The 24,925-nt window shown below is 61.0% G+C and carries 23 protein-coding genes and 1 tRNA gene; 11 read left to right on the top strand and 13 right to left on the bottom strand.

From position 1 onward, the window contains the following. The first annotated feature begins 30 nt into the window (after window positions 1-30). Together HBN54_RS15200 and HBN54_RS15195 are read left to right on the top strand one after the other, a co-directional pair. Window positions 31-381, top strand: a complete 351-nt coding sequence (locus HBN54_RS15200) for a hypothetical protein (RefSeq protein WP_168674071.1) — start codon at window positions 31-33, stop codon at window positions 379-381. Window positions 382-471: 90 nt separating this feature from the next. Next, window positions 472-1,784 (top strand): IS3 family transposase gene (locus tag HBN54_RS15195; RefSeq protein WP_394353996.1). Its coding sequence is split into 2 segments (ribosomal slippage): window positions 472-858 and window positions 861-1,784, totalling 1,311 coding nucleotides; the frame shifts between segments, so codons are not numbered across the junction. 23 nt (window positions 1,785-1,807) lie between these two features. On the opposite strand, the gene sppA is transcribed toward HBN54_RS15195, so the two are convergent. Beyond that, window positions 1,808-3,577 (bottom strand): signal peptide peptidase SppA, encoded by a 1,770-nt coding sequence (sppA, locus tag HBN54_RS15190; protein ID WP_168674070.1) that lies wholly within the window; start codon window positions 3,575-3,577, stop codon window positions 1,808-1,810. A 307-nt stretch (window positions 3,578-3,884) separates the two neighbouring features. Then, window positions 3,885-5,210 (bottom strand): replication-associated recombination protein A, encoded by a 1,326-nt coding sequence (locus HBN54_RS15185; protein ID WP_168674069.1) that lies wholly within the window; start codon window positions 5,208-5,210, stop codon window positions 3,885-3,887. A gap of 113 nt (window positions 5,211-5,323) precedes the next feature. Here HBN54_RS15185 and HBN54_RS15180 point away from each other — a divergent pair, with 113 nt between their 5' ends. Next, the gene (locus tag HBN54_RS15180) at window positions 5,324-6,256 is read left to right on the top strand and encodes a DMT family transporter (RefSeq protein ID WP_168674068.1); all 933 of its coding nucleotides are present in this window, start codon (window positions 5,324-5,326) and stop codon (window positions 6,254-6,256) included. Window positions 6,257-6,372: 116 nt separating this feature from the next. On the opposite strand, the gene HBN54_RS15175 is transcribed toward HBN54_RS15180, so the two are convergent. The 4 genes from HBN54_RS15175 to HBN54_RS15160 form a co-directional block, all read right to left on the bottom strand. Further along, window positions 6,373-7,752, bottom strand: a complete 1,380-nt coding sequence (locus HBN54_RS15175) for an MBL fold metallo-hydrolase (RefSeq protein ID WP_210428077.1) — start codon at window positions 7,750-7,752, stop codon at window positions 6,373-6,375. Between the two features lie 97 nt (window positions 7,753-7,849). Next, window positions 7,850-9,265 carry a hypothetical protein gene (locus HBN54_RS15170; RefSeq protein ID WP_168674067.1) on the bottom strand — a complete coding sequence of 472 codons (1,416 nt, stop codon included), beginning with the start codon at window positions 9,263-9,265 and terminating at the stop codon, window positions 7,850-7,852. A gap of 185 nt (window positions 9,266-9,450) precedes the next feature. Continuing rightward, window positions 9,451-9,900: a hypothetical protein gene (locus tag HBN54_RS15165; protein WP_168674066.1), complete on the bottom strand. Its 450-nt coding sequence runs from the start codon at window positions 9,898-9,900 to the stop codon at window positions 9,451-9,453. Window positions 9,901-10,072: 172 nt separating this feature from the next. Then, complete coding sequence (locus HBN54_RS15160; protein ID WP_168674065.1) at window positions 10,073-10,507, bottom strand: hypothetical protein; 435 nt, start codon at window positions 10,505-10,507, stop codon at window positions 10,073-10,075. 271 nt (window positions 10,508-10,778) lie between these two features. On the opposite strand from HBN54_RS15160, the gene HBN54_RS15155 reads away from it, so the two are divergent. Next, window positions 10,779-12,359 carry an amino acid permease gene (locus tag HBN54_RS15155; protein ID WP_168674064.1) on the top strand — a complete coding sequence of 527 codons (1,581 nt, stop codon included), beginning with the start codon at window positions 10,779-10,781 and terminating at the stop codon, window positions 12,357-12,359. A gap of 113 nt (window positions 12,360-12,472) precedes the next feature. On the opposite strand, the gene HBN54_RS15150 is transcribed toward HBN54_RS15155, so the two are convergent. Continuing rightward, entirely contained in the window at window positions 12,473-12,700 is a 228-nt protein-coding gene (locus tag HBN54_RS15150; RefSeq protein WP_168674063.1) for a hypervirulence associated TUDOR domain-containing protein, read from the bottom strand. 190 nt (window positions 12,701-12,890) lie between these two features. Between HBN54_RS15150 and HBN54_RS15145 the strand changes: the two genes are divergently transcribed. Then, window positions 12,891-14,936, top strand: coding sequence for an RICIN domain-containing protein (locus HBN54_RS15145; RefSeq protein WP_168674062.1), 2,046 nt, complete (start codon window positions 12,891-12,893; stop codon window positions 14,934-14,936). Window positions 14,937-15,451: 515 nt separating this feature from the next. Continuing rightward, entirely contained in the window at window positions 15,452-15,883 is a 432-nt protein-coding gene (locus HBN54_RS15140; RefSeq protein WP_168674061.1) for a hypothetical protein, read from the top strand. A gap of 75 nt (window positions 15,884-15,958) precedes the next feature. Here the strand turns inward: HBN54_RS15140 and HBN54_RS15135 are convergent, their stop codons facing one another. Together HBN54_RS15135 and HBN54_RS15130 are read right to left on the bottom strand one after the other, a co-directional pair. Next, window positions 15,959-17,110, bottom strand: coding sequence for an AI-2E family transporter (locus HBN54_RS15135; protein WP_168674060.1), 1,152 nt, complete (start codon window positions 17,108-17,110; stop codon window positions 15,959-15,961). Between the two features lie 209 nt (window positions 17,111-17,319). After that, window positions 17,320-18,516 (bottom strand): lactonase family protein, encoded by a 1,197-nt coding sequence (locus HBN54_RS15130; protein WP_168674059.1) that lies wholly within the window; start codon window positions 18,514-18,516, stop codon window positions 17,320-17,322. Between the two features lie 270 nt (window positions 18,517-18,786). Here HBN54_RS15130 and HBN54_RS15125 point away from each other — a divergent pair, with 270 nt between their 5' ends. Further along, window positions 18,787-19,116 (top strand): hypothetical protein, encoded by a 330-nt coding sequence (locus tag HBN54_RS15125; RefSeq protein ID WP_168674058.1) that lies wholly within the window; start codon window positions 18,787-18,789, stop codon window positions 19,114-19,116. 51 nt (window positions 19,117-19,167) lie between these two features. Further along, a complete protein-coding gene (locus tag HBN54_RS15120; protein WP_168674057.1) occupies window positions 19,168-19,371 on the top strand; it encodes a hypothetical protein in 204 nt (67 codons plus the stop codon). A 157-nt stretch (window positions 19,372-19,528) separates the two neighbouring features. Here HBN54_RS15120 and HBN54_RS15115 read toward each other — a convergent pair. From HBN54_RS15115 to HBN54_RS15105, 3 genes are all read right to left on the bottom strand, one after another. Further along, window positions 19,529-19,610 (bottom strand) — tRNA-Leu (locus tag HBN54_RS15115). A 36-nt stretch (window positions 19,611-19,646) separates the two neighbouring features. Then, window positions 19,647-20,186, bottom strand: a complete 540-nt coding sequence (locus HBN54_RS15110) for an iron-sulfur cluster co-chaperone HscB C-terminal domain-containing protein (protein ID WP_168674056.1) — start codon at window positions 20,184-20,186, stop codon at window positions 19,647-19,649. A gap of 32 nt (window positions 20,187-20,218) precedes the next feature. Then, window positions 20,219-20,506, bottom strand: coding sequence for a putative quinol monooxygenase (locus HBN54_RS15105; RefSeq protein ID WP_168674055.1), 288 nt, complete (start codon window positions 20,504-20,506; stop codon window positions 20,219-20,221). Window positions 20,507-20,953: 447 nt separating this feature from the next. Between HBN54_RS15105 and HBN54_RS15100 the strand changes: the two genes are divergently transcribed. Beyond that, window positions 20,954-22,123, top strand: coding sequence for an alpha/beta hydrolase (locus HBN54_RS15100; protein ID WP_168674054.1), 1,170 nt, complete (start codon window positions 20,954-20,956; stop codon window positions 22,121-22,123). A gap of 188 nt (window positions 22,124-22,311) precedes the next feature. Here HBN54_RS15100 and HBN54_RS15095 read toward each other — a convergent pair whose 3' ends face one another. Then, window positions 22,312-23,082 (bottom strand): SAM hydrolase/SAM-dependent halogenase family protein, encoded by a 771-nt coding sequence (locus HBN54_RS15095; RefSeq protein ID WP_168674053.1) that lies wholly within the window; start codon window positions 23,080-23,082, stop codon window positions 22,312-22,314. A gap of 122 nt (window positions 23,083-23,204) precedes the next feature. Here HBN54_RS15095 and HBN54_RS15090 point away from each other — a divergent pair, with 122 nt between their 5' ends. Both HBN54_RS15090 and HBN54_RS15085 read left to right on the top strand, forming a co-directional pair. After that, on the top strand, window positions 23,205-24,302 hold the full coding sequence (locus HBN54_RS15090) for a PhoH family protein (RefSeq protein WP_168674052.1): 1,098 nt from the start codon (window positions 23,205-23,207) through the stop codon (window positions 24,300-24,302). A gap of 126 nt (window positions 24,303-24,428) precedes the next feature. Then, window positions 24,429-24,863, top strand: a complete 435-nt coding sequence (locus tag HBN54_RS15085; RefSeq protein ID WP_168674051.1) for a GNAT family N-acetyltransferase — start codon at window positions 24,429-24,431, stop codon at window positions 24,861-24,863. Window positions 24,864-24,925: the final 62 nt, after the last annotated feature.

The following is a 24,925-nucleotide window of genomic DNA, read 5'->3' as shown; positions in this document are numbered from 1 at the left end:
GACCCAAAACTTTCTCTTGCCGAAACAGCCGTGAATAATGCCGCCGGCTCCTACGCTTGCCGGGCCTATTTCACCAGCTGGACGGGTGGCGCGCTGGCCGTCACCACCCGCCTGCGGGACACCACCATTCAGACAAGCCGGGTGGACACCAATACCGTGCAGACGGGCGCTGCCATGCTGGATTTTAGGCCCAACGTGGCGTGGCGCGGCCACAGTCCGGTGCGCCCCAACGCTGGGTTTGCAGACAACGGCTTTCAAATCTCAACCACCTACAAAGTCCTGCTGCTGGATGCCAGCAGCGACAGCCTGTACTACGAAAACTCCGGCAGCGGCCACTCATTCGGCCAAGTATGGCGCTACTACGGCAAGAAGGTCAGGTAACAAAAAAAGCCCCCCACCAGCAATGGTGAGGGGCTTTTTTTGTTATCAAGTCTCGTCCGGCTATGTGTTGACACTTTTCCAAAAATTGTCATGAAAAACCCCTCTGAGCCGCGCGAGCGGCGTAGTCAGCGCGACTACAGTTTGCCTTTTAAGTTGGCCGTGGTCGGCGAAGTCGGCCGCGGGGAGCTGAGCTACAAACAAGCCCAGCGCCGCTACGGCATCCAGGGCCGCAGCACGGTCCTGACCTGGTGCCGCCGCTATGCCCCTCATTTCGTAACTTCCCAGGCCGCCGGGCCCACTTCCCCCGGCACCGCCCCGGCCGTGGAGCAGACCCCGGAACAGCGCGTCAAGCAGTTGGAAACCGCTTTGCGCGCGCAGAAAAAGCAGTACGAGAAGCAGTTAAAAGACAGCACGGACCTGAATTTGTTATTGCGCACGATGCTGCAAGTGGTGGAGGAGGACCACGGCATCGCCCTGCCAAAAAAGTCTTTTCGCCGGCCGTTTCCCGGCTGGCGAACACCAAAGCCCTAGGTGTCGACCGCAGCTGCCGCCTCTACGGCGTGAGCCGCCAGGGCGTCTACCAGCGCCGCCAGCGCCAGGCCCGGCAAGGCGAACGCGCCGAGGCCGTCCTCGAACAGGTGCGCGTCGTGCGCCGGAAACTGCCCCGGTTGGGCACGCGCAAGCTGGTGCACAAAATCGCGCCGCTGCTGCGCGTGCAGGGCGTGGCCTGCGGGCGCGATGCCTTGTTCACGCTCCTGCGCCGGAAAGGGCTGTTGATTGCGCCTAAACGCAGCTACACCAAGACCACCGACTCCCATCACCGCTTCCACTGCCACCCCAACCTGGTCAAGGACACGCCCAAACCGACCGCTCCGAACCAGCTGTGGGTCAGCGATATCACCTACCTGCCCACCCGGCAGGGCACGGTCTACCTGAGCCTGGTCACCGATGCCTTTTCCCGGCGCATCGTCGGCCACCACGTCCATGCCAGCCTGCACACGGCCGGCTGCCTGGCCGCCCTGGACCGGGCCGTACGCGGCGCTGGCCCCCATGCGACCGGCTGCATCCACCACTCCGACCGGGGCAGCCAGTATGCCTCCGATGCCTACCAGGCGGCCCTGCACAAGGCCACGTTGCGCTGCTCGATGACCGACGGCTACGACTGCTACCAGAACGCGCTGGCCGAACGGGTCAACGGCATCCTCAAGGACGAATTCCTGTTCGTACTACCCGATGACCTGGCCCAGGCCCGTTTGCTCGTCGAGCAGGCCGTACACCTCTACAACGAGGAACGCCCCCACCTGGCCCTGCACTATTTAACCCCTAATCAAGTCCATCTGCAAGGAAAAAGCCCCGCCGGAAAATCCGAGCGGGGCCCTTGCCTTATTGCTGTCAACACATAGCCGGACGAGACATCAAGTCTGCCTTACTGGATATCCAGCGAATACGGCAGGCGGGCCTGCACGCCGCGCATCTGCATCAGCTGCTGGTACTGGGCGTAGGCGGGGTACAGCGGCCCCAGCTCGGCCTTGATGGCGCGGGTTTTGGCCGCATCATCGTCGCTGAACATGGAGATGAAACCTTCCAGCGCCGATTTCTGGCGGGGCAGGCGCTGCACGTAGTAGTCGTCGGCTTTGAGGTGGGCGCGGGCAGCGGCGATGTTCAGCGCTTCCTGGTAGTCGCCGAGCACGTCCACGAGGCCGTTGTTTTTGGCTTCGAGGCCGCTCCAGACGCGGCCCGAGGCCAGGCGGCGCAGGCGCTCCACGGGCATGTGGCGGCCCAGGGCGGCCTTGCTGGTAAAGTCGGCGTAGATGCGGTTCACCTCTTCCTGCAGGGTGCGCTTCTCGAAGTCCGTGAGGGGGCGGGTGATGGTGGGCAGGTCCGAAAACTTGCCCGTCGTCACGCGGTCCACCGTGATACCCAGCTTGTCGGCCAGCAGCGGCTGAATGTTGGGCAGCACGCCAAATACGCCAATGGAGCCCGTAATCGTGTTCGGGTGGGCCACGATGGTATCGCAGGCCATGGCGATGTAGTAGCCGCCGGAGGCCGCCACGTCGCTCATGCTGGCGATAATCGGCTTCACCTTTTTGGTCAGCAGCACTTCGCGGTAGATGATGTCCGAAGCCAGCGAGGAGCCGCCCGGCGAGTTGATGCGCAGTACCACGGCCTTCACTTTCTCATCGAGCCGGGCCTTGCGGATGGCTTCGGCAAACTTGGTGCTGCCGATATTATCGTCGGAGCCCTTACCGGTCACGATGTCGCCCTCGGCATAAATCACGGCAATGCGGTTGTTGCGGGTACTGCTCGCGCGCGCCTCCGCGTCGCCGTTGTCGACGTAGTCGGAGAGGCTTACCAGGCTGGGCTTTTTGTCTTTAGCCACGCCCAGCTTGCCGCGCATGTAGTCCTGCACCTCATCGAAGTAGCCGATTTTGGTGACGAGCTTCAGGCGCAGGGCATCGGGAGCGTTGTGCACCAGCATCGAATCAGAAATTACCTTGAGGCGGGCCGGGGCAATGCCCCGGGTTTTGGCCACCTCGCCAATCATGTAGCCGTTGATGGAATTCAGGAACGATACCGTCTGGTAGCGGGCCGAATCGGAGAAGTTCTCGCGGAAGAACGGCTCGACGGCGCTTTTGAAGGAGCCCACCCGGAAAATGTAGGGCTCGATGCCGGCCTTTTCGAAGAGGCGCTTGTAGAACATCACCTCTGTACTCAGGCCGTTGAATTCGAGCGTGCCCTGGGGGTTGAGGTAGATTTCATTGGCCATCGAAGAGAGATAGAAGCTCTTTTCGGAGGCGATTTCGTGGTAGGCCACTACGAATTTGCCGCTCTTTTTGAAGTCGAGCAGCGCGTTGCGCACTTCCTCCAGCGAAGCCATGCCGCCCTGCACAATGCCCAGGTTCAGCAGAATGCCCTTGATGTCGTCGTCGCCCTTGGCCCGGTTGATGGCCTCCTTCAGCTCAACCAGCCCCGTGCTGCCGCCCCCGCCCAGCCCGCCGAAACGGCCTTCGCGCCCGCGCTCATTGAGCGGGTCGTTTAGCTTGAGCTCCAGCACCGAGTTGGCGGTGGTTTGCTTCGGGCCTTTGGAGCTGTTCACCGTGGCCCCGATGAAGATGGCCACCCCCACAAAACATAAGAACCCAAACGCAGCCAGCCCCACGATGGTAGCCAGCACATATTTCAAAAATTGTCGCATGAGACCACAGATTTAACGAATTGAACGGATTTTTTGTGGTTCCGTGCCACTCAGATTGTCTAATCAGCTGGCAAGTTACACGCGGCTGTATCGTTTGGCCTTCGTGGGCTGGCTGTTGACTGGCGCGAGTTTAGCGCAGCGTAACTCGTGACTGTTATTGTGGGGAGGCTGCGCCTCCCTGCCACGCCAGTGGCAAGCCATGTTCGCACCGTTCAGGCCAGCCGTTCTGATGCGAGGCACAGCCTCGCCCGATAAGCAGTCACGAGTTACGCTGCGCTAAACTCGCGCCAGTAGCGGGCCTATAACGCTAATATCCATATTTCTCGCCCCACCAGCCGCGCAGGCGCTCCTGGATTTTGGCCTCGCTGGCATTCAGGCCGGGGGCATAGAAGCGGGTGCCGCTCAGGGCATCGGGCAGAAACTCCTGGGCCTCAAAATTGCCCTCGCCGTTGTGCGAGTAGGCGTATTCCTGGCCGTAGCCAAGCTGCTTGAGCAGGCGGGTGGGGGCGTTGCGCAGGGGCACCGGCACGGGGTACACGCCATTGGCCTTCACCTCGGCCTGGGCGGCGCGGATGGCCAGGTAGGCCGCGTTGCTCTTGGGCGAGGTGGCGAGGTAGATAACCGTTTGGGCCAGAATTAAATCCGACTCGGGCAGGCCGATGACGGTGCAGGCCTGGAAGCAGCTGGTGGCCAGCATCAGGGCGTTGGGGTTGGCGTTGCCGATGTCCTCGGAAGCCAGGATGAGCATGCGGCGGGCGATGAATTTCACGTCCTCGCCGCCTTCCAGCATCACGGCCAGGTAGTAGAGCGCGGCGTTGGGGTCGGAGCCGCGCATGGATTTGATGAAGGCTGAAATCACGTCGTAGTGCATTTCGCCGCCCTTATCGTAGCGGGCCAGGGGGCGTTGGGCCACGGTTTGCACCACGGCATCGGTGATTTCGATGACGCCTTTTTTGTTGGGCGGCGTGCTTTGCACCACGATTTCCAGGAGGTTGAGCAGCTTGCGGGCATCGCCTCCGCTGAGGGCCAGCAGGGCGTGGTCCTCTTTCAATACTACTTTTTTCTGCTTGAGCGCGGCATCCTCGGTCAGGGCTTTTTGCACCAGCCCGCGCAGGGTATCCGCGCTCAGCGCTTCCAGCACATACACCTGGCAGCGCGAGAGCAAGGCCGGGATAACTTCGAAGGAAGGATTTTCGGTAGTGGCCCCAATCAGCGTGACGGTGCCGTGCTCCACCGCGCCCAGCAGCGCATCCTGCTGCGCCTTGCTGAAGCGGTGGATTTCATCGATAAACAGCACCGTGCCGCGCTGCCGCTTGGCCTTCTCAATCACGTCGCGCACGTCCTTCACGCCGGCATTGATGGCGCTTAGGGCCGAGAATGGCTGTTTCAGCTCCGAGGCCAGCAGGTGGGCCAGGGTGGTTTTGCCCACGCCCGGCGGGCCCCACAGGATGAGGCTGGGCAATCGGCCGGAATTCAAATAGCGGCGCAGCACGCCGGTTTCGCCCACCAGGTGCTGCTGGCCGGCGTAGTCGGCCAGGCGGCGGGGGCGCTGGCGCTCGGCCAGGGGCGCATCGGGCCCGGGCGCGGCGGCGGGGGTGAAGGCGGCGGGTTCGTCGTCGGGGAAGAGGTTCATGGTGCGGTAAGCTTTAGCTTGCCGTATCGGTAACAAGCCCGGCAAAGTTCGGTTGAATCACCGCAGCTTGCTTTGCTTTGTACGAAACGTCAAGCTAAAGCTTACCTCACTTTATGTCCAATCAATTCCGCGTCCACGCGGCCCTTTTCTTCGTCACTGTCATTTACGCGGCCAATTATTCCCTGTCGAAAGACGTGATGCCGCAGTACATGACCCCCTTTGGCATCGTCACGCTGCGGGTGCTGGGCGCGTCGAGCTTCTTCGCCCTCATCAAATACTTCGTGGCCCCGCAGGACAAAATCATCGGCTGGGCCGACAACTGGCGCTCCATTATCTGTGGCGTGTGCGGCATTGGGGTCAATCAGCTGCTGTTTTTTTCGGGGCTGAACCTGACTTCGCCCATCAGCGCCTCGCTGCTGCAAACCATCGCGCCCATCGTGGTGGTCATCGCCTCGGCTGTTTTATTGAGCGAGAAAATTACGGTGCCGCGTGCGCTGGGCATTGCGGTGGGGGCGGTGGGGGCGGCCTCGCTCATTCTCAGCCGCAACGCGCAGGCGGCCATCTACCCGCACGCCACGCTGGGCAACCTGTTCATCTTGGCCAATGCCACGGTTTTTGGCCTCTACCTGGTGCTGGTGCAGCCGCTGATGCGCAAGTATCACGCCTTCACGGTGTTGGCGCGGGTATTTCTGGTGGGGGCCATCGTGGCGGTGCCCTTCGGCTGGCGCGAGGCGCTGGGCACCAATTATGCCAGCTTCCCGCTAAAAATCTGGCTCGAAGTGGGTTACATGGTGGTCTTTCTCACCATTCTGGCCTATCTGCTGAATAACTGGGCCCTGAAATATGCCTCGGCGGCCCTGCTGGGCGTCTACATTTATCTGCAGCCGGTGCTGGCAGTGCTCTTCGCCGTGGCCCTGGGCAAAGACCATCTCACCTGGAGCAAGGCCGGGCAGGCCACGCTCATTTTCGTGGGCGTGTGGCTGGTGAGCCAGAAGCCCAAAGGCGCCCCCGCCGCGGCCGTGCCAGCGGAGGCCGTGATGGACTGAGTGGGGGGGGCGAGCGTTTCACAAAACCCAGAACGTCATGCTTCGGCTCCGCGGACGCCAGATAATCGTGACTGTCTGTTTAATACGTTCCTGCCTGCTCCAAGCCCGCCGCCGCGCTAATGCGTTGCCTGCGGCTGAAACTCCGTAACCGCCTCGCCCAGGTCCAGCACCTTCGCGTCTGGTAATGCCTGCTGCACAATACTGGTCCCTACGGCCGAGCGGTAGCCGCCCGCGCAGTGAATCAGAATGGGCTTATCGGTTGGAATTTCGTGGGCGCGCTCGCGCAGCTCGGGCAGGGGAATGACCAGGGCATTATCAAAAACCGGCGCTTGGGCTTCATTCCGGTTGCGGATATCGACGATGGTATAGGCTTCGGGGTGCTCGCGCACGGCCGCTACGTCTACAGTGGGGGAGGTGGCGGGCAGGTCGGCCGGGGCCATTAGTGCGCCCTTGATGTTGCCCTCGTAGCCAATTTTGGCTGTTTTGCGGATGACCGTGTCCAGCGCGATTTTGGAATCGGCCAGCAGATAAAATGGCTCTTTGGGGCCGACGGTAGTGCCCAGCCAGGTTTCGAACTTGCCGCCGTCCTGCAGGTTGAGGGCTCCCGGCAGATGGCCGGCCCGGAACTGGGCCGCCGGCCGCGTATCGATGAGTAGTACGCCGGGCTCCAGCACCGCGCCGGTGGTCGGGTGCGGCACCGCCCGAATACTGTCCTCAAAGCTGGGTGCGCCCTGCTTGTTCAGGGCCACGTTGTGGCCGAAATACTTGGGTACGAAGGGCTGGTCTTCGAGCAGCACCTTGATGAACTCGTCCTGCGACATGGGTTGCAGGGCGTAGTTGGTTTTCAGCTCTTTGGCGATGGTGGAGTCGAGGTCGGGGCTGGTGGTTTTGCCGCAGAGCGAGCCGGGGCCGTGGGCGGGGTACACCTTGGTGCTGCCGGGCAGGGTCATGAGCTTGTTGCGGGTGCTCTTATATAGCTGCGCGGCCAGCTCCTCGCGCTGGTGGCCGCCCACGGCCTCGTCCTCGCGCAGGTCGGGCCGGCCCACATCGCCCACAAATAGCGTATCGCCGGTGAATACGGCGCGGCTCTGGGCCAGCTCATCCATCAGCAAAATGCTGATGCTGTCCGGCGAGTGGCCGGGGGTGTTGATGGCGTGCAGCTCGTAGCTGCCCACTTTGATGCGGTCGCCGTCGTCGAAATCCTTGTGCGGGTATTTGGCGCCTACCAGCTTGCTGCAGTAGATGGTGGCCTCGGTTTCTTCGGCAATTTCCAGGTGCGACGACACAAAATCGGCGTGCGGGTGCGTTTCAATCACGGCAATGATGCGGGCCTCGTGCTCGTCGGCAAAGTCGTAGTACGGCTGGGGGTCGCGGGCGGGGTCGATGAGGGCGACTTGGCGGCCGCAACGCACGGCGTAGCTGGCGTGGGCCAGGCCCTTGTCGTAAAACTGCTGGATTTGCACGGCCGAGGCCGTGCTACTGGGAAGGGGAGGCATGGATACAGGGGATGGAGGGGGCAATTGTTGGCCAATATGAATGGGCAATAATCCAAATATAAACGCTGGGGGTAAAACCTGTGTCGCTTTGATAGGATTAGGGCATACCGATTTGCTCGAATTCGGAACCGGTATTGGCCAATTTAACCGACCAACTGACAATCACGCGGTCTGCCTCGATATGACGTACCGTGGGAATAGCATTGCGGGCGGGAGTAAGCGGCCGCAGCTGCTGAGTGGCAATAGAATAAGCCAGCACCTGGCGATTGGTGTTCAACATTACATGCTGATAATCAGTGCTAATTCCTCGAAAACGAAAGCTGGTTGGATAGTCTGGGAGTGGGGCTTCAAGGATGGGAGTCAGGCCGGCAGCAGTCATTACTTCCGGAACTGCTAGTTCGTGCACAGCAGCTAACTGGCCCGTGGTACTGAGTTGAGCCACAATCAACCCGACAGGCTGCTTATTGATGTAGCTACTTAGCGGAATCATCCCAGGGCTGCCGGCTCCAATCATGCCCAAACCAGCCAGGCCCAAGGCAATGGGCCCTGCATTTGGTGTATTGCGGTAGGTTTCGCCGATTAACTGGTAGCTGCCATCGGGTAGTTGGCCCGCCGATTGCCACCGATAATGAGAAGGCCGGACTGATAAAGGCCATGCCAGGCCAACCCCGAATAGGCGCTGGCCCACGGGATTTAGCAGCAGTGCAAAGTCGCGCCGATACTCCGACGCTTTGCCTTGCTCGGCAGGTGCCGTGTAAGAAGTGCGGCGGTCTGAAGTGCCCAATAGCAGCAGCCCGGCTGGTACAACCGTGGCAACATCCAGCTCATCGTTGGAGGCCAGCGGCTGGTTGCATTCGGCATCTCCGTTCGACAGGCGGAAGCTCAGCACGCGCGGGCGCTTAGCCAAAGCCAGGTGTTCTCTAAGTACAAGCCATAAGTGGGTGTCGCTGGCCGCTATATGTAGCACGGTAGTTAAGCAGACAGGCGTGAGTTGCTGCTCCCACAGTGGTGCTAATACTGGGCTTAGCATCCGCACCTCAATGTTGGGCCGGCTCGATTTGCCCGAGGGGTAAGTGAGCACGAAGCCCTTGCCATTTGGCAAGCCAAATAAGCTGGGCGGCACTAGCATTTTAGCGTCGCCACCCAGCTGAGGCATGTACTGTCGAGGCTGTTGCAGCGTTCGGCCCACCGAATCAGTGAGCAGCATCATCACCGAATCTTTTCCAATCTTGCGCAGCAAATACAAGTTGCGCGTACCGCTTTGGGCTGCCGCTGCCAACGCAAAACCGTGCGGTATGGCCGTAACGGGGTGCATTGCAGTTCCATCGGTTCCAAGCACTCCTTGTTCCAGTATAAAACCAGTCCCTGGCATTTTCACGGCCTGGTAGCTCATTACGCGAAAGTTCGCAGCCCGCGATGATTGAGCAAATAGCGTCAGATTTGGAGTAGCAGCCAGTAGCAGAAAGGCGCTGATTATCAGCCGGAAAAAACGCGGTAAGTTTTGGCAGAACATGTTTCTAGTAAGGTCTTGAAAGTGGGTAGGAGGGGTTAGATTAATGCGAATTTGGGGCTATATGCCCGGATTGGCCCCACCCGGGCCTCACGAAACAGCGTTTGTTCTGGCATAATGGGGAAAGAGGTGCATAAAAAAAGCTCCCGCCTCAAGGCGGGAGCTTTTTTTATGCGGCGGGCAGGCTATTACGCTTTGGCCTTCATTTTCATCTTGCCGCCATCACGGCCGTGGCCGTGGTGCTCGGCTTTCATCTTGTCCATCTTGGCGTATTGCTCGGGGGTGAGGATGGTCTTTATCTGGGCCTGGTAGCGGTCGTGGGCGGCTTTCATTTCGGGGCGGCCGGCTTTTTTGTCGGTGCCGTACTTGGTTTTGAGGGCCGTCATTTCCTGCTGGCGGGCCAGCATCAGCTGCTCCACTTTGGCTTCCTGGTCGGCGTTGAGGCCGAGCTCTTTGGCCATTTTGCCGGCGCGGTGGTCGGCCATCTTGGCGGGGTCTTTCGGGCCGTGCTGGCCTTTGTTGTAGTGGCGGGCCGTCTGGTTGGCATCGGTGCCGGTGGTTTGCACGGCAGTTTGGGCGAAGCTGGTGCCAGCGGTAGCGAAAGCGAGGGCGGCGAGCAGAAACAGGTTCTTCTTCATGGCGATAATAAGCAAAAATTGGGGTGGGTGAGGAGGAGTGGGCAGCCAGCCATTCCGTGGGTGACTTCGGTGCCTGCCAGGTTAATTACAAGCAGTATGCCAGCATTTCGCCAACCAGCTTCCAAAACCAATTCATCGACGCACAGCCGCTTTTTATTGACGAAGCGCCTGCTTATTCAGACTGGCCGGCCGGGGCATTGGCGTTAGCGGCGCGGTGCTCGCGCATCTTCTCGCGCTGCTCGTCGCGCATCTGGGCGAATTTGGTGAATTGCTCGGGCGTAAGCACGGTTTTAATCTGCTCGTCGGCGCGGGCTTCGCTGGCTTTCAGGTCCTGGGCGGTGCCCAGCTTGCGGCCGCCGGTGGTGCGCTGCTCGCGCAGCAGCTGCAGCTGCTGGCGCTGGGCCATGAGGATGGGGGCCAGGCGGGCCTGCTGGTCGGCGGTGAGGCCGAGCTCTTTGCCGAGGTACTGGGCGCGGCGCTGGGCCAGCTGGTCGGGGGCGGGGGCGGTACCGGTCTGGGCCGGGACGGCAGTGGTAGCGGGAGCCTGCGCAAAGCTGGTACCGGCCGTGGCCGCGCTGACAGCAAAGACAAAAAGGAGCTTTTTCATGGTAGCTAGAGGAGTTGCTGATTAGGGTAACGAAAGTAATAGCGACGCTTGAATGCACGCGGCCAAGCTAGGTCTGGCGCGGGGATTTTGGCCGTGGGCCGGCCCGTAGAACCGCGCTCACGCGGGGGCAGTGCCCCGGCGGTGGGAAAATGCTGCCTATATTTCGGCTCCGCCACCAGCGCCCGGGAGTATTTTCGTTGCTCAACGGGCCGGGCGGGGATTTTTAATTCTTTCATTTATTTCAAACTTCTTCCTTCTTTACATCTAACACATGGCAAGTATTTTCGCCAAAAAACCACTGGCTGTGCTCTTGGGCGAGGCCAACTCGACCGGGCACGGCACCCTGAAACGGACGCTGGGCGCGGGCAACCTCGTGGCGCTGGGCGTGGGCGCCATCATCGGGGCGGGCCTGTTTGTGCGCACCGCCGCCGCCTCTGCTCAAGCCGCCGGGCCGGGCGTGACGCTGGCCTTCATTCTGGCCGCATTCGGCTGCGTGTTCGCGGGCCTGTGCTACGCCGAGTTCGCGGCCATGATTCCCATTGCTGGCTCGGCCTATACCTATGCCTACACCACCATGGGCGAGTTTGTGGCCTGGGTTATCGGCTGGGCCCTGATTATGGAATACGCCCTGGGCGCGGCCACCGTGAGCATTGCCTGGAGCGAGTACCTCAACAAGCTGCTGGAGGTCTTCGGTACCAGTATACCGTACAATCTTTCCCACTCACCTTTCGAGCACGCCATTATCAATGGCGTAGACCAGCACGGGGTTGTCAACCTGCCCGCGTTGTTCATTATCGTGATGCTCAGCTTGCTGCTGGTAAAAGGCACGCAGGAGTCGGCCATGTTCAACGCCGTGATTGTGGTGCTGAAAGTGCTGATTGTGGTCGTGTTCATCGCCGTGGGCTGGCAGTTCATCAACCCCGCCAACCACACGCCCTACCTCATTCCGGCTGATGCCGTGGTGAAAAACGCGGCCGGCGAAGTGGTGCGCACCTACGAAGGATTCTTTAAGCACGGCATTGGCGGCATTATCGGCGGGGCGGGCATTGTGTTCTTTGCCTTCATCGGTTTCGATGCCGTGAGCACGGCGGCGCAGGAAGCCCGCAACCCCAAGCGCGACATGCCCATCGGCATTCTGGGCTCGCTGGCTATTTGCACGGTGCTCTACATCCTGTTCGGACACGTGCTGACGGGCGTGGCCAGCTGGCGCGAATTTGCCGACCCGGCTTTGGGCGGCGAGGCCTCGGTGGCCTATGCCATCCGGGCGCACATGCCCGGCTACGGCTGGCTGGCCACGGGCGTGACGGTGGGCATCCTGCTCGGTTTCACGTCGGTTATCCTGGTGATGCTCATGGGCCAGAGCCGCGTATTCTTCTCGATGGCCAAGGACGGCCTCATGCCCAAGGCGTTTTCGGAGCTGCACCCGCGCTTCAACACGCCCTACAAATCCAACCTGATGCTGATGGTATTCGTGGGCCTGTTCGCGGCCTTCGTGCCCGGCTCGCTGGCCGGTGACCTCACCTCGTTCGGTACGCTGCTGGCCTTCGTGCTCGTGAGCCTGGGCGTGTGGATTATGCGCAAGTCGGACCCCAACCAGCCGCGGCCTTTCCGCGCGCCGCTCTCGTCGCCCAGCTTCCCGCTGGTGCCCATCATGGGCGCGCTGGTGTGCACGCTGCTCATCGTGGGCCTCGATTCTTTCACGCTGCAAGTAGCAGTGGGCTGGATGCTGCTGGGCTTCATCGTGTACTTCCTCTACGGCCAGCGCAACTCCATGCTCCAGAAGGGCGTGGTAGTGGTGCCCTCCGAAATGGAAGAAGAAGCCTTCATCAAGCCCGATAAGAATAACCGGTAGTACTGAGTTAGGAGTTAAAAGTTAGGAGTGATGACTTGAGAGTAGAGAGGACTGACGCTCAACTTTTAACTCCTAACCTTTAACTCTTAACTCAACAAAAAACCCCGCTGGCATTAGCCAGCGGGGTTTTTTGTTGATGCTGCCTTCACTTCGCTTTTGAGCTTGAGCACGCGGTCGCCGTTTTCCTGCACGATGACGAAGGCGGGGTCATCGGCCGAGCCGTTGCGGTGGATGACGCTGCCCTTGATGGTGCGGCTGATGGGCTCTTTGTGCGCCGATTCAATCTTGCCGGTGGCCGTGCCGGTGCCGTATTTCCAGGAGACTTGGGTGCCTTTGCGCATAAAACCAGGGAGAAAGTGCGGGAATTTAGTTGCTAAAATGAGTTGAGAGTACGTGTACTGCCAACGGCAGGCTGTCGTTGCGGGGCGGGTTGGGGCGCGGGGCGTGGGCCATTAGCGGCCCTACTCCGCCGTTTCGCCGTTCTTTTGCGTAGTTCAACCATGCGTGCTGCCATTCTGCGCGCCCCCCATAATGTTTCGATTTCTGTCGCTGCTGCTGTTCCTGCCCTTCTTTGCCTCCGCCCAAACGCCCTTTGTGCCCGATGAGCGGGCCTATTACGGGCTGATTGACCGGGGCAGCGGGCGCTGCCTCGACATTGCCAGCGCCAGCACGGCCAGCGGCGCGGTGGCCGTGCAGTGGGAGTTTACGCACGCCCCCAGCCAGCAGTGGCGCTTTGTGCCGATTCGGCAGGGCAGCGAATATTTCCGCATCGAAGCCCGCCACAGCAGCCAGTGCCTGACCGTGGACAAGCCCGGTGAGGGCCTGGGCCTGGTGCAGCGCCCCTTCCAGGGCAGCGAGCAGCAGCAGTGGCGGCTGGTGCCGGCGGGCCCGGTGGGCAGCTTTCAGCTCGAAAACCGCAGCGAGGCCCGCTGCGCCGCGCTGGCCGCCGCCGATAAATTCAACGGTACGCCCGTGGTGGCCCAGAAGAATAACGGCCGTGCCAGCCAGCAGTGGCGCCTGTTCCGGCTGCGCCTGAACGTGCTGGAAGGGCCGTCGCCATTCGGGGCGCCGTTGCCGCTGGCCGGGGCCGTGAACTCGCCCGGCAACGAGGTGCACCCCGTGCTGAGCCCCGATGGCAAGACATTGTACTTCGCCCGCACCAAGTTTGCCGGCAACACCGAGGGCAACACCGACTCGGGTGATGCCTGGCTGAGCCAGAGCCCCGACCAAGGCAAAACCTGGGGCGCACCCACCCGCCTCGACGGCCTGAACACGCCCCAGAACAACGCCGTGGAAGCCACCACCGGCACCGGCGGCCAGCTCCTGGTGGTGCGCGGTACCTACGAGCGCGACGGCACCTTCCGCGACGAGGGCCTGAGCCGGGTGGCGCAATCCGCCGCCGTGGCCCCCGGCGCTACGCCCAAAACCACCCGGCCCGAGGCCCTGCGCATTGCCAATTTCTACTCGGCCGTGACGGGCACGGGATTTTATATGTCGGCCGATGGGCAAACGCTGCTGCTCTCCCTGGAGCGTGGTGACTCGGAAGGCGGCAACGATATTTACCTGAGCCGGCCCGATGGCAGCGGCGGCTACACCGAGCCTAAAAGCCTGGGACCGGTGCTGAACTCGCCCGGCTTCGACTTCGCGCCCTGGCTCACGCCCGATGGCAAAACGCTGTATTTCGCGTCGTACGGCCACATGGGCTACGGCTCGGCCGATATGTTTGTGAGCCAGCGCCTCGACGACAGCTGGACCCGCTGGAGCGAGCCCCGCAACCTGGGCCCCGCCCTGAACGGCCCCGGTTTCAATGCCTACCTGACGCTCACGCCCGATGGCAAAACGGCCTATTTCTCGTCCTCGGCCACGCCCAATGGCACCAAGGACATCCTGCGCACGGGCCGCGCCACGCCGGCCGATTCACTGCCCAAGCCAGCCGTGGTGGCCGAAGCCAATGAGAACTCGGGCCGCGCCTTCCTGAGCGGCCGCGTGCTGGATGCCCGCACCAAGCAGCCGGTAGCAGGCGCGGTGGTGAAGGCCAACCTGCTGGGCACCAGCAAAACCAGTCCGCAATTCCTGGCCACCAGCACTTCCGACAACCAGGGCAACTACCAGATGTCGCTGCTGCCCGGTACATACTACCTCTCGGCCAACGGCGCGGGCCTGCTCACAATGGGCGACACGCTGGTAGCCGCCGGCTCGCCCCGGCGCGATATCCTGCTGCTGCCTGCCGCCGTGGGGGCCAAAGTAGACCTGCCCAGCATCATCTTCGCCCAGGGCAAAGCTACGCTGCTGGGTTCGGCCTACACCGAGCTGAACCGCCTCGCCATTGCCCTGCAAGCCGCCACCGCCACCGAAGTGCGCCTCGAAGGCCACACCGACAACGTGGGTCCGGCCGACAAAAACCAACAGCTTTCCGAAGACCGGGTAGCCGAAGTAAAGCGCTACCTCGTGGGCCGGGGCGTAGCCGAGAACCGCATTACTACCGTAGGTTTCGGCGGCTCGAAGCCGAAATTCGGCAACGACCGCGAAGAAACCCGCCGTCTCAACCGCCGCGTAGAACTCGTAATTGTGAAGTAGCGCACAAGCTACTTTCCCCAATTAAACGCACATAGGACTTGCGCAAACCCCTGTTTACGAAGCCTTGGGTACAACCCCGCTGGGGCTGGTAAGATGCACCCTTGCGTAAGTGCTATTGCGTAAAGCACCGTGATAATGCCCCACCCAGCGGGCCGGTCAGGCTGCATAAAATCGAACTCGACAAACCAGTTGAAATTAAACCGTTAGGATTTTCTGCTCCGCAGGAGAGGGGGCAGCGTTGATAATTTCTGCGTCAGACCACAACCATCGAGGGGCGCTAGCAAACGCCCAAACGGTTTCTCCGAGAACTAGCGCACGCTAATCCTGCTAACGTGCTGGCATAGATGCAGAAATCGCAACAATGGCTCAGCCTGATGATAATGGCTGCCCGGGATTGATTCAGGCAAGCAGGTATAATTTGTTGGATGGAAGATGAGTAGGCCGTTCCGGGCGTAATTTTGTCTGGTTCCGAAACCGCGCACTATCGTCGCTGGTATTGGATGCCCCTCCCTTTTATGTCATTGCTGTCGCGCGCTCAGGAAACGCTGTTTTTTCAAAATACGGCCGGTAAGGTTTTTTACCAGCCGTCGGGCTTTGTGCGTTTGGTGTGGGCCCCCGAGCGGGCGGCGCTGGAAGCCATTCAGGCCTTCTACGAGCAGGTGATGACGCTGATGCTGCGCACGGCTACCCGCAAGATTCTCTCTGAGCACGGCCAGCGCGCACCCCTCTCCGGCGCGGCCCAGGAGTGGCTCACCGGGCACTGGATTCCGCGGGCCATCAACGAGGCGCGGGCTCAGTACTGCGCCATCGTGGAAGGGGCCGACCCCATGCACCGGCTCTCCACGCAGTCGGTGGTGAGCGGCGCCCCGGCGGGCCTGATTTTTCAGCGCTTCTCCACGATGGGAGATGCTGAGAAATGGCTGCAAGGGGCTGAGCTGAGCCGCTAAGCAGCTGTGCAGAAGAGGTGTTGTTGAAGCAAAGTAGGGAGCAGGAGCAGTTATTCGCGCCGTCTGCACGGCTACTCAGGCCGCTTCAATCTCTGGTGCCATATCCCCTTTTTCGGCGGCTACCACGCTCTTTTTGGCGGGATTAATTTTGCGGCCGCGCGGGGTTTCTTCGTCGCCCAGCACCATGCCCCAGGGCTTGAGCGGCTCGATGCGGTCGAACACGATTTTGAGGATGGCAATGACCGGCAGGGCCAGAAACATGCCCGCCACGCCGCCAATGGCGTTGCCCACCAGCACGCCCACAATGGCCACCAGGGCATTCACCTGAATTTTGGATGCCACGATGCGCGGAATCAGGTAATGGTTGTCGATGAACTGAATGAGCATATAGGCTCCCAGTACCGCCAGCGTGTGGCCGTAGCCATCGTTGGCCACGAAGGCCATGAGCATGGGCAGAGCAATGGCAATGAGCCCGCCGATGTACGGAATAAAATTGAGCAGCGCGCCCATCACGCCCAGCAGCAGGGCGTAGGGCACCCCAATAATGAGCAGGGCCGTGACGTTGAGCGCGGCCACGATGCTGCCCTCAATCAGCAGGCCCACCATGTAGCTCTGAATGGCGGTTTTGCTTTCGCGCAGCACTTCGCTCACGCTGGTATCGCGGCGGCGGCCCGAAAAGGCCTGCACCAGAAAATCGACCAGCCGCTTCTGGTACAGAAACAGCAGGAAAATATAGACCGGAATGAGGGTGAACGTGACGAGCAGTCCCGATACCGCCGAGAGCGTGCCGCCCACCAGGCCCTGGGCCTTGGTGCCGGCCTCGCTCATCCAACCCTGTAGCTTCTGGTCGCTCAGGCCCACGCGCGATTGCAGCCACTCGTGCACCTGGGTTGCGGTTTCGGTGAATTTCTTCTTAAACATCGGCATCTGGTCCGATAGCTGGGCGGCTTCCACGCTGATGAAATACACCAGCCCCAGCACCGCCGCCACGCCCAGCACCACCGTGAGCAGAATGGCCAGCAGCGGCGGCACCCGGTGGCGCAGCAGCCACTGCTCTACCGGATGCAGCATAATGGCGAAAATGGCCGCGAAAAAGAGCGGAAATATGATGTCGCTGGCAATGTGCAGCGTGAACACCAGCAGCGCCAGCCCGAGCAGGATGAGCGGAGCTTTTACATAGAGCGGAAACCGGAGCTCGCGGGGCTGGGAGTCGGAATGGTCGGGCATCGAAGGGGCAAGAAAAGAGCCGGCCCGGGCAATATGCCAGCCGGTTTGCCCGCTTACGGGCCTTTGGCCGCCACGTTGCCGGGTTACGGCGAGTGGAGCGGAATTCTCGTCTAGTGCATCGGTTGTCATTCCGACGAAGGAGGAATCTGAGAAAGTCCATTTGAACGGTTTTCCCCAGATTCCTCCTTCGTCGGAATGACAAGCCTGGCCTACCGCCCGAAATCCTCCGTTACCTGCAGGAACATGGGCGAGGGCACCTCCGTGCTCTGCCCGGTGGGCGTGAGCAGGCCCGATTGCGGGTCGACGCGGTAGCTGAAAATGTTGTTGGAGTTCTGGTTGGCCACCAGCAGCAGGCGGCCGCTGGGGTCGAGGGTGAAGTTGCGGGGCGTTTTGCCCTGCGTGTCCACGTCCTGAATGGGCACCAGTGTGCCGTTGCTGGTATCGATGGCAAACACCGCGATGCTGTTGTGGCCCCGGTTGGAAGCGTACAGAAAAAGCCCATTGCGCGAAACATGAATGTCGGCGCAGGAATTTTCGCCCGTGTAGCCGGCCGGCAGCGCCGACAGCGTCTGGAGCTCGCGGAAGCGCCCGGCGGCCGCGTCATACGCCAGCGCCGTCACGGTCGAGTTCAACTCGTTGATGAGGTAGGCATGCTTGCCATCGGGGTGGAAAACCAGGTGGCGCGGCCCCGCGCCGGGCTTGGCCACGAAAGCTGGCTCGGCCGCGCGGGTGAGTTGGCTCTTGGCGGGGTCGAGGCGGTAGCCGTATACTCGGTCGGTGCCCAGGTTCACGGCGAAGGCAAACTTATTGGCGGGGTCGGGGAGGAGGCAGTGGGCGTGCGGGCTGGTTTGGTTCTTGTGCGGGCCGCTGCCGGTGTGCTGGTCCGTGGTGGGAGCACCCAGCTGGCCGTCAGGCGCCACGGGGAGCGCGCTCACGTTGCCGCTCACGTAGTTGGCCACCAGGGCTGTCTTGCCGGTATGGTCGAGGCTGATGTAGCAGGGCGAGGCCCCGTTGGAAGGTTGCTGGTTGAGCAGGGTCAGGTCGCCGGTGCGCGGGGCCACGGCAAAGGCGCTCACGCCTCCGCCCGGCGCACCCCGAAACGTCTGGGTTTCGCTCACCGCGTACAGGAAGCGGTGGTTGGCCGAGAGGGTGAGGTAGGTGGGGCTGGCACCGCCGTGCTGCGCGCTCACCCGGGTGAAAGCGCCGGTAGCGGCATCCACGCGGTACAGGAAAATGGTGTTTTCCTGCTCATTGCCCACGTTGGTGCCCACGTACAGCCAATAGTCTTTGGCGGCCGCGCTGCTGCCCCCGGCCGGCCGCGCACAGCCCGCCAGCAGCGTGATGGAAAGTAGCCCCAGCCCGCCCAGGAAGCGTAGCCGGCCGCGATATACAGGAAAATCAGTCATAGAGAAGTCAAAACAGAAGGTGCAAAAATGCACAAAACCAGCCACGCCCAGCAGTCCGGCCGTAAAAAACCGGCTCCAACCACGAAAAATACCGATGCATTACCCGAAATAAAAGCCCACCGGGCGGGCTCACCGCTGGAAGCGCCGCGCCGCCGCGCCTCATAAAACATTCACCTGACGCGCCTTAATCTTGCAGAAAAAGCACCGCCGGCCCATCATTCAATGCCGCTTATATCTGCTGCCAATCAGACTGTTGCCCAGTACCACATCATGCCTTTTTTCACCCGCCTCCCCACCGATACCAACCTGATTGAAGCCCACCAGTGGTTTCCGGGACTGCAAGTGGCCGGGGTGGCCGATGAGGTCCCGGCCTTTGCGGGCAGCGACAGCCTGCTGCCCATGTCGCCGCACGCCTATCTCACCAGCCGCAAGGGTCGCCTCACCGTGTTCGCGGGCGACTGGGTCATTACGGAGCCCACCGGCGACCAGCACATTTGCCAGGACCGCCTGTTCCGGATGAGCTATACCCCGGCCGAAAACGAGTTTGCCCGGCTGACACTCCCCGGCCTTGCGCCCGGCGAACCAGCCCCGCCGCGCTAAAACGGCCAATACCGTTGGCCCCGCCGTGCGCCGTAGTCCTACCTTTGCCGCATGGAGTTTCAGAAAAAGAAGTACACGTTTCGCGGCATGGATGGCTACGCTGGTTTCCGCAACGGCCAGGAATACGAGCTCGAACTAGGCCTGAGCCCCGCCGACGATGAGCGCCCGGCTGAAATCATCATCATCAACCCCGTTTCCCGCCTGTGGATGCATTGCAGCAAGCAGGAGTTCGCTGTGCGGTGGGATAAGGGGTAGGGGAGGCGTCCAAGAATCACCCTGTTTCGGTGCTTTTGCATCGGATAAGGCCTTCTTCCTGTTTGCAAGCGACTGGCAATCTTTTGCATAAAAAAATACCAGAAACAGGGCCGACAGCAAGTGTTTGAGCTCTATTTCTGGTATTTATTATCTAATGTACCCGGAGCCGGAGTCGAACCGGCACATCTTGCGATATTGGTGTTTGAGACCAACGCGTCTACCGGTTCCGCCATCCGGGCAGGATGCTTATTCAGAACAATTCCACTCTGCCGGTATCAGGAGCGGGCTGCAAAGGTAGCAACTTGCTGCTGGATGCGCAACAGATACCGCTTTTTTAGGTAGTAGGTGCGGATTTGCTGGAGCGCGGCCGGGTGGTGGTCGGTGGGGAGCTGCTCATAGCCAGCGAGAACGGGCTCGATGCCCGCGTCGAGGGTATCGGCCAGGGCGGTGACTTCGGCGGCTACTTTGGCGATGCCGGCCGGGTCGGCGTCCGTTTCCAGCTCCATCAGTTCCTCGTTGAGGTCCATCATGTCCATCAGGAAATCGGGCGGGAGCTGCTCCTGCTTGCCTTCTTCGAGCAGGCCGTGCGTGCGCAGCAGGTAGGCCATGCGCTTGTCGGGGTCGGAAAGGGTGCGGTAGGCGTCGGTGTTGAGGGTGGCCTGGCGCAACATCTCAGCCTGGTTTTCGGGCGACGTGGTGGCGTGGAAATCGGGGTGCGTTTCGCGGCTTTTGGCGTAGTAGAGGCGCTTGAGGGCGGCCTCATCGGGCCGGAAGGAGTGGGGCAGGCCGTAGAAGGCGAAGTAATCGGGGGACATAGAAAACGGGAATTAGTCAGGAGGGAATACGGCTACAACACCGGATTCACCGAAAAGGCCACGGGCGGCGCGGCAAATAGCCGCTTGGTGGCCGGCCACACCTCGCCAAACAGGCCCGACTTGCGGTAGGCGTTGAGCGCGGCCGCGTCGTCCCAATGGCTGTGGGTGCAGTAAATGGCGGGGTTGTCGGCATCCTGCCACAGCTCCAGGTAGCGGCAGCCGGGCTGCTGCCGGATGCGGTGCTCGGTGGCCCGGAACAGGGCAAGAAACGCCGGCACCTGCGCCGGCTCAAAACTCATACGAACAATACGAATCAGCATTCGGGAAGCGGGAGAGTAAGCGACAAAAGTAAAAGGCCCCGGCTCCGCGAAGCAAAGCCAGGGCCGGGAGGCAATGAAGCGGCTCTCCAAACTGGCATTTGCGCGGGCTGCCGGCTTTTCGCTAGTCGTTGTGCAAGAGCCATTCTAACAACGAGTAGACAGCCGGCAGCACGGCATAAGGCGTGGCGTTTTCTCATTAACGTAAACAGAAACTGAAAAAGAGCTGGGCGGGAAGCACAGCCATAAGGTTGTCGAAACCTTGGCTCACATTAAATGTAATTATTTGATTAACAATAATATATAATCAAAAACAGGCATTGTTTGTGGCGCCGAAATACTGCCATAAACTATAAGTTTCGGGCTTCTATCAACTATGCCAAGTGCCCATCGTAGAACCTGCCGCAAACACTTGTTCTTTATACTGTCATACTTTACCTGTTCTTTTTCATGAAATTTCCCATCTCGCATTCATCGGCCTTTGCGTGGCTCACCGCTCCCGCTTTAGCTGGCGGCCTGTTGCTCAGCAGTTGCAATAGCCAGCCCACCGCTACCGAAACCGACAAAACGGCCACTGTAGTGTCGGAAGCAACCAACGCCGCTTCCGATAGTACGGCTGTAACCGCCACTGGCATGGGTGCCGTGAAGCCCACCGGCCCCAAGCCCGCCTGGGGTCCCGACCTCAAGCCCGAAATGGCTGCTGTTATCGAGCAGCTGATGAGCCTCAACCCCAAGCCGCTACCTACCCTCACCGCCGTGCAGGCCCGCAAGGGGCCCAACTTCGCCGATGCCCTCAAAAAGCAGATGCAGGTGAGCAACATCGCCATGCCCGCCATGAACTGCGACACGATGAGCGCAACGGTGGCCCCCGGCGTGCGGGCCCGCGTGTACACGCCCAAGAATGGCACGGCTCCGTTCCCCGTTATCGTGTACTACCACGGCGGCGGCTGGGTAATTGCCAATAATGACACCTACGCCGCTTCGGCCCAGGCCATGTGCGAGCAGGTGGGTGCCGTGCTGGTGTCGGTGGAGTACCGCAAGGGCCCGGAGCACAAGTTCCCCACCGCCCACGACGATGCCTTCGCTGCCTACCAGTATGTGCTAAAAAACGCTGCTTCGATGAAGGGCGACCCCAAGCGCGTGGCCGTGATGGGCGAGAGCGCCGGTGGCGGCCTGGCCTGCGCCGTGAGCATGATGGCCCGCGACCGCAAGGTGGCCCTCCCCAAGTACCAGGTGCTGGTGTACCCCATCGCCGGCTACGACATGACCACGCCTTCGTACCAGAAATTCACCGACACCGCGCCTCTAAACGCTCCGGCGATGGCCTGGTTCTTCAAAAACTACCTCCGCAGCCCCGCCGATGGCAAGGACCCGCGCGTGAACCTGGTGGCCGCTAACCTGAAAGGACTTGAGCCAACCACCATTATCGGTGCCGAGTATGACCCGCTGATGAGCGAAGGCAAAACCCTGGCCGACAAACTCACCGCCGCTGGCGTAAAAACCAACTACAAGCTCTACAACGGCACCACGCACGAATTCTTCGGCATGGGCGCGGTAGTGCCCGAAGCTAAAGAAGCCGAAGCCCTGGCCGCCAGCGACCTGAAAGGTGCGCTGAAGTAGAACCCGCTATTGCGAGGCCTTAGCAATATGCGCCTTCTAACGCGACTCATTCCGACAAAGCATAAGGCCCCGATATTAAGCAGTATCGGGGCCTTATGCTGTAAAAAAAGTCGTTAGGCTTCCCTCTTTTTTGGAGAGGGGCCGCCCCGTGGGGGGCTCGTGAGGTGCCCCGGGCGCGTAGCCCAAGCTCACTCTGCCTGAAACCGCACGTCTACCTGCGAGTCAAAGTTTAACCCCAGCAGCTCTGAAGCGTTGCCCTGGCAAATACCCAGACACAAAAAATCCTGGCTGTTGAACACCACCACCGCCTCGCCGGGCGGCACGGCCGAGAAGTGCGGGTGCAGGTCGCGCACCACGTCGCGCCCGAAGTGGATGGCCAGCGGGCGGCCGTGGCCCACGGCCTCCACCGCCGTGCGCGAAATGTTGGTGACGAGGTTGCCGTAGTGGTCCACGTGCGCTACGTGGCCCGTAACGCGGTGGTCCTGCAGCCGCAGCTGGCGGTTATTGAGCTGATGCAGCGCGGTAACGGCCGGGCCAAGGTCGCTGAGCATAGCGCCCTGGGCCAGGGCCACGGCGGCGGGCAGCAGCACGTCGCGGGTGGGCGAGGCGGTGATGGCGGCCGGCAGGGCTACCATGTTTTCGGGGATGCCGTTGGCCAACAGGGCCAGAATGCCGTTGTCGCCGGTCACGAAATAGTGGCCTTCCAGCTCGGCGGCCAGCCAGTTGGGCTCGGGGCCCGCGCCGTGGTCGGCCACGCCAATAACGTGGACCGTGCCCAGCGGGAAATCCCGAAACACGCTTTGGAGAACGTGAACGGCGTGTGCGATGTTAAAGGGTTCGACGCCGTGGCTGATGTCGACCACCGGAACTGCCGGGGCCAAGTGCAGCAGCCGCGCTTTCAGGGCCGCCACGTAATGGTCGCGGTAGCCAAAATCTGTGAGCAGCGTTATTAAACCCATGCCTGCGTTCCGTAGTTTTTCGTAGTATTGTTCCAGCGCCCGAACCGGGGCAAAAGTAGCCGGTTTAGGCTAGAAACAGGCCGTTTTCCCCTCTCCCTTTCTCTTTCCCCCTCTCTTCCAACTTGGTCGAAAAAATCATCACCCTCGAAAACATGTCTTTGGTCGATTTCCTCGGCCCCGACAATCAGAATATCCGCCAGCTGGCCGCCGCTTTTCCCGGCTCCAAAATCATCAGCCGCGGCAACGAAATCAAAATCCAGGGTCAGACGGAAGTCATCTCCCGCATCAACGACATCTTTTCCTCGCTCATCGAGCATTACCACCAGTACGGTCAGATTACCGACAAAACGGTAAATCAGTACCTCTCTGCCACCAGCGAGGAGGCCGAGGGCCGGGTGCTGGCCGCCTCGCCCGACGTCATTTTGTTCGGAGCCAAGGGCGGCGTCATCAAGGCCAAAACGCCCAACCAGCAGAAGCTCGTGGACACCGTGATGTCGCATGACCTCACCTTCACCCTGGGCCCGGCCGGTACCGGCAAAACCTACATTTCGGTGGCGCTGGCCGTGCGCGCCCTCAAGAACAAGGAGGTGAAGAAAATCATCATCTCGCGCCCCGTAGTGGAGGCCGGCGAAAGCCTGGGCTTCCTGCCCGGCGACATGAAGGAGAAAGTTGACCCCTACCTGCGTCCGATTTACGATGCCCTGGAAGACATGATTCCGGCCGAAAAGCTGAAGTTTTACCAGGAAAATAAAATCATCGAAATCGCTCCGCTGGCCTATATGCGTGGCCGCACGCTCAACAATGCTTTTGTGCTTCTCGACGAAGCCCAGAACACCACGCCGAGCCAGATTAAGATGTTTCTGACCCGGATGGGCCCCACGGCCAAGGTGATGGTGAACGGCGACCGCAGCCAGATTGACCTGCCCACGCGCCAGAAATCGGGCCTGATGCAGGCCATGGACATTCTCAAAAACGTGCAAGGCATCGGCTACGTCGAGATGACGTCCGAAGACGTGGTGCGCCACCGCCTGGTGAAGGAAATCGTGGAAGCCTACGACAAGTTCGACACCGAAGAAATGACCCGCACGGCCCAGGCCAACGGCACCCCGCGCCGCGACGAGCGCCACGAGCGCCGCCTGCGCGAGCAGGGCCTGGTGGAGGAGGACCAGCCCATTTCGGATGAGCCCGAACTGCCCGTAAACCACGAGCAGCCGCTGTAGTAGCTGCTGTCTGATATTTTTAACACATGTCATCCTGAGCCTGCGAAGGACCTTATCACACTCGGACAGTTTGTTCAGCTGTGATAAGGTCCTTCGCAGGCTCAGGATGACAGTTTTCAGCCCACCATGCCCGCCACCGCCTTCCGCATCACCGACCTGCGCGACCTGGACGCCGCCTTCACCATCCGCGAAAAAGTATTTGTGGAAGGTCAGGGCGTACCTGCCACCCTCGAAAACGACCTCCACGACCGCACTGATGCCCGTCATTACCTCGCCCGTACCGACGATGGTACGCCCGCCGGCGCCGCCCGCTGGCGCGAAACCGAAAACGGCGTGAAGCTGGAGCGCTTCGCCGTGCTCGAAAGCTTCCGCAACCAGGAAGTAGGGGCCACTATTCTCCACGCCGTGCTGGCCGACGTACGCGCCGAATTACCCGATGCCGAAGTGTACCTGAACGCGCAGCTACGGGCGGTGCCGTTTTATGAGCGCCACGGGTTCCGGAAGGAAGGGGAAATGTTTGAGGAGGCGAATATCCAGCACTATAAAATGGTGCTGGAGTAAAGCCGATATTTGAATACGTCATGCTGAGCGCAGCCGAAGCATCTCTACCGCAATAGTAAATC

This window comes from Hymenobacter artigasi, assembly GCF_012275535.1.
Classification (GTDB): domain Bacteria; phylum Bacteroidota; class Bacteroidia; order Cytophagales; family Hymenobacteraceae; genus Hymenobacter; species Hymenobacter artigasi.
This window is presented reverse-complemented; position numbering and strand designations above follow the sequence as displayed.

Coding starts and splice junctions, on each gene's coding strand:
- sppA (WP_168674070.1), bottom strand. CDS start 3,577: ATGCGACAATTTTTGAAATATGTGCTGGCTACCATCGTGGGGCTGGCT.
- HBN54_RS15185 (WP_168674069.1), bottom strand. CDS start 5,210: ATGAACCTCTTCCCCGACGACGAACCCGCCGCCTTCACCCCCGCCGCC.
- HBN54_RS15180 (WP_168674068.1), top strand. CDS start 5,324: ATGTCCAATCAATTCCGCGTCCACGCGGCCCTTTTCTTCGTCACTGTC.
- HBN54_RS15175 (WP_210428077.1), bottom strand. CDS start 7,752: ATGCCTCCCCTTCCCAGTAGCACGGCCTCGGCCGTGCAAATCCAGCAG.
- HBN54_RS15170 (WP_168674067.1), bottom strand. CDS start 9,265: ATGTTCTGCCAAAACTTACCGCGTTTTTTCCGGCTGATAATCAGCGCC.
- HBN54_RS15165 (WP_168674066.1), bottom strand. CDS start 9,900: ATGAAGAAGAACCTGTTTCTGCTCGCCGCCCTCGCTTTCGCTACCGCT.
- HBN54_RS15160 (WP_168674065.1), bottom strand. CDS start 10,507: ATGAAAAAGCTCCTTTTTGTCTTTGCTGTCAGCGCGGCCACGGCCGGT.
- HBN54_RS15155 (WP_168674064.1), top strand. CDS start 10,779: ATGGCAAGTATTTTCGCCAAAAAACCACTGGCTGTGCTCTTGGGCGAG.
- HBN54_RS15150 (WP_168674063.1), bottom strand. CDS start 12,700: ATGCGCAAAGGCACCCAAGTCTCCTGGAAATACGGCACCGGCACGGCC.
- HBN54_RS15145 (WP_168674062.1), top strand. CDS start 12,891: ATGTTTCGATTTCTGTCGCTGCTGCTGTTCCTGCCCTTCTTTGCCTCC.
- HBN54_RS15140 (WP_168674061.1), top strand. CDS start 15,452: ATGTCATTGCTGTCGCGCGCTCAGGAAACGCTGTTTTTTCAAAATACG.
- HBN54_RS15135 (WP_168674060.1), bottom strand. CDS start 17,110: ATGCCCGACCATTCCGACTCCCAGCCCCGCGAGCTCCGGTTTCCGCTC.
- HBN54_RS15130 (WP_168674059.1), bottom strand. CDS start 18,516: ATGACTGATTTTCCTGTATATCGCGGCCGGCTACGCTTCCTGGGCGGG.
- HBN54_RS15125 (WP_168674058.1), top strand. CDS start 18,787: ATGCCTTTTTTCACCCGCCTCCCCACCGATACCAACCTGATTGAAGCC.
- HBN54_RS15120 (WP_168674057.1), top strand. CDS start 19,168: ATGGAGTTTCAGAAAAAGAAGTACACGTTTCGCGGCATGGATGGCTAC.
- HBN54_RS15110 (WP_168674056.1), bottom strand. CDS start 20,186: ATGTCCCCCGATTACTTCGCCTTCTACGGCCTGCCCCACTCCTTCCGG.
- HBN54_RS15105 (WP_168674055.1), bottom strand. CDS start 20,506: ATGCTGATTCGTATTGTTCGTATGAGTTTTGAGCCGGCGCAGGTGCCG.
- HBN54_RS15100 (WP_168674054.1), top strand. CDS start 20,954: ATGAAATTTCCCATCTCGCATTCATCGGCCTTTGCGTGGCTCACCGCT.
- HBN54_RS15095 (WP_168674053.1), bottom strand. CDS start 23,082: ATGGGTTTAATAACGCTGCTCACAGATTTTGGCTACCGCGACCATTAC.
- HBN54_RS15085 (WP_168674051.1), top strand. CDS start 24,429: ATGCCCGCCACCGCCTTCCGCATCACCGACCTGCGCGACCTGGACGCC.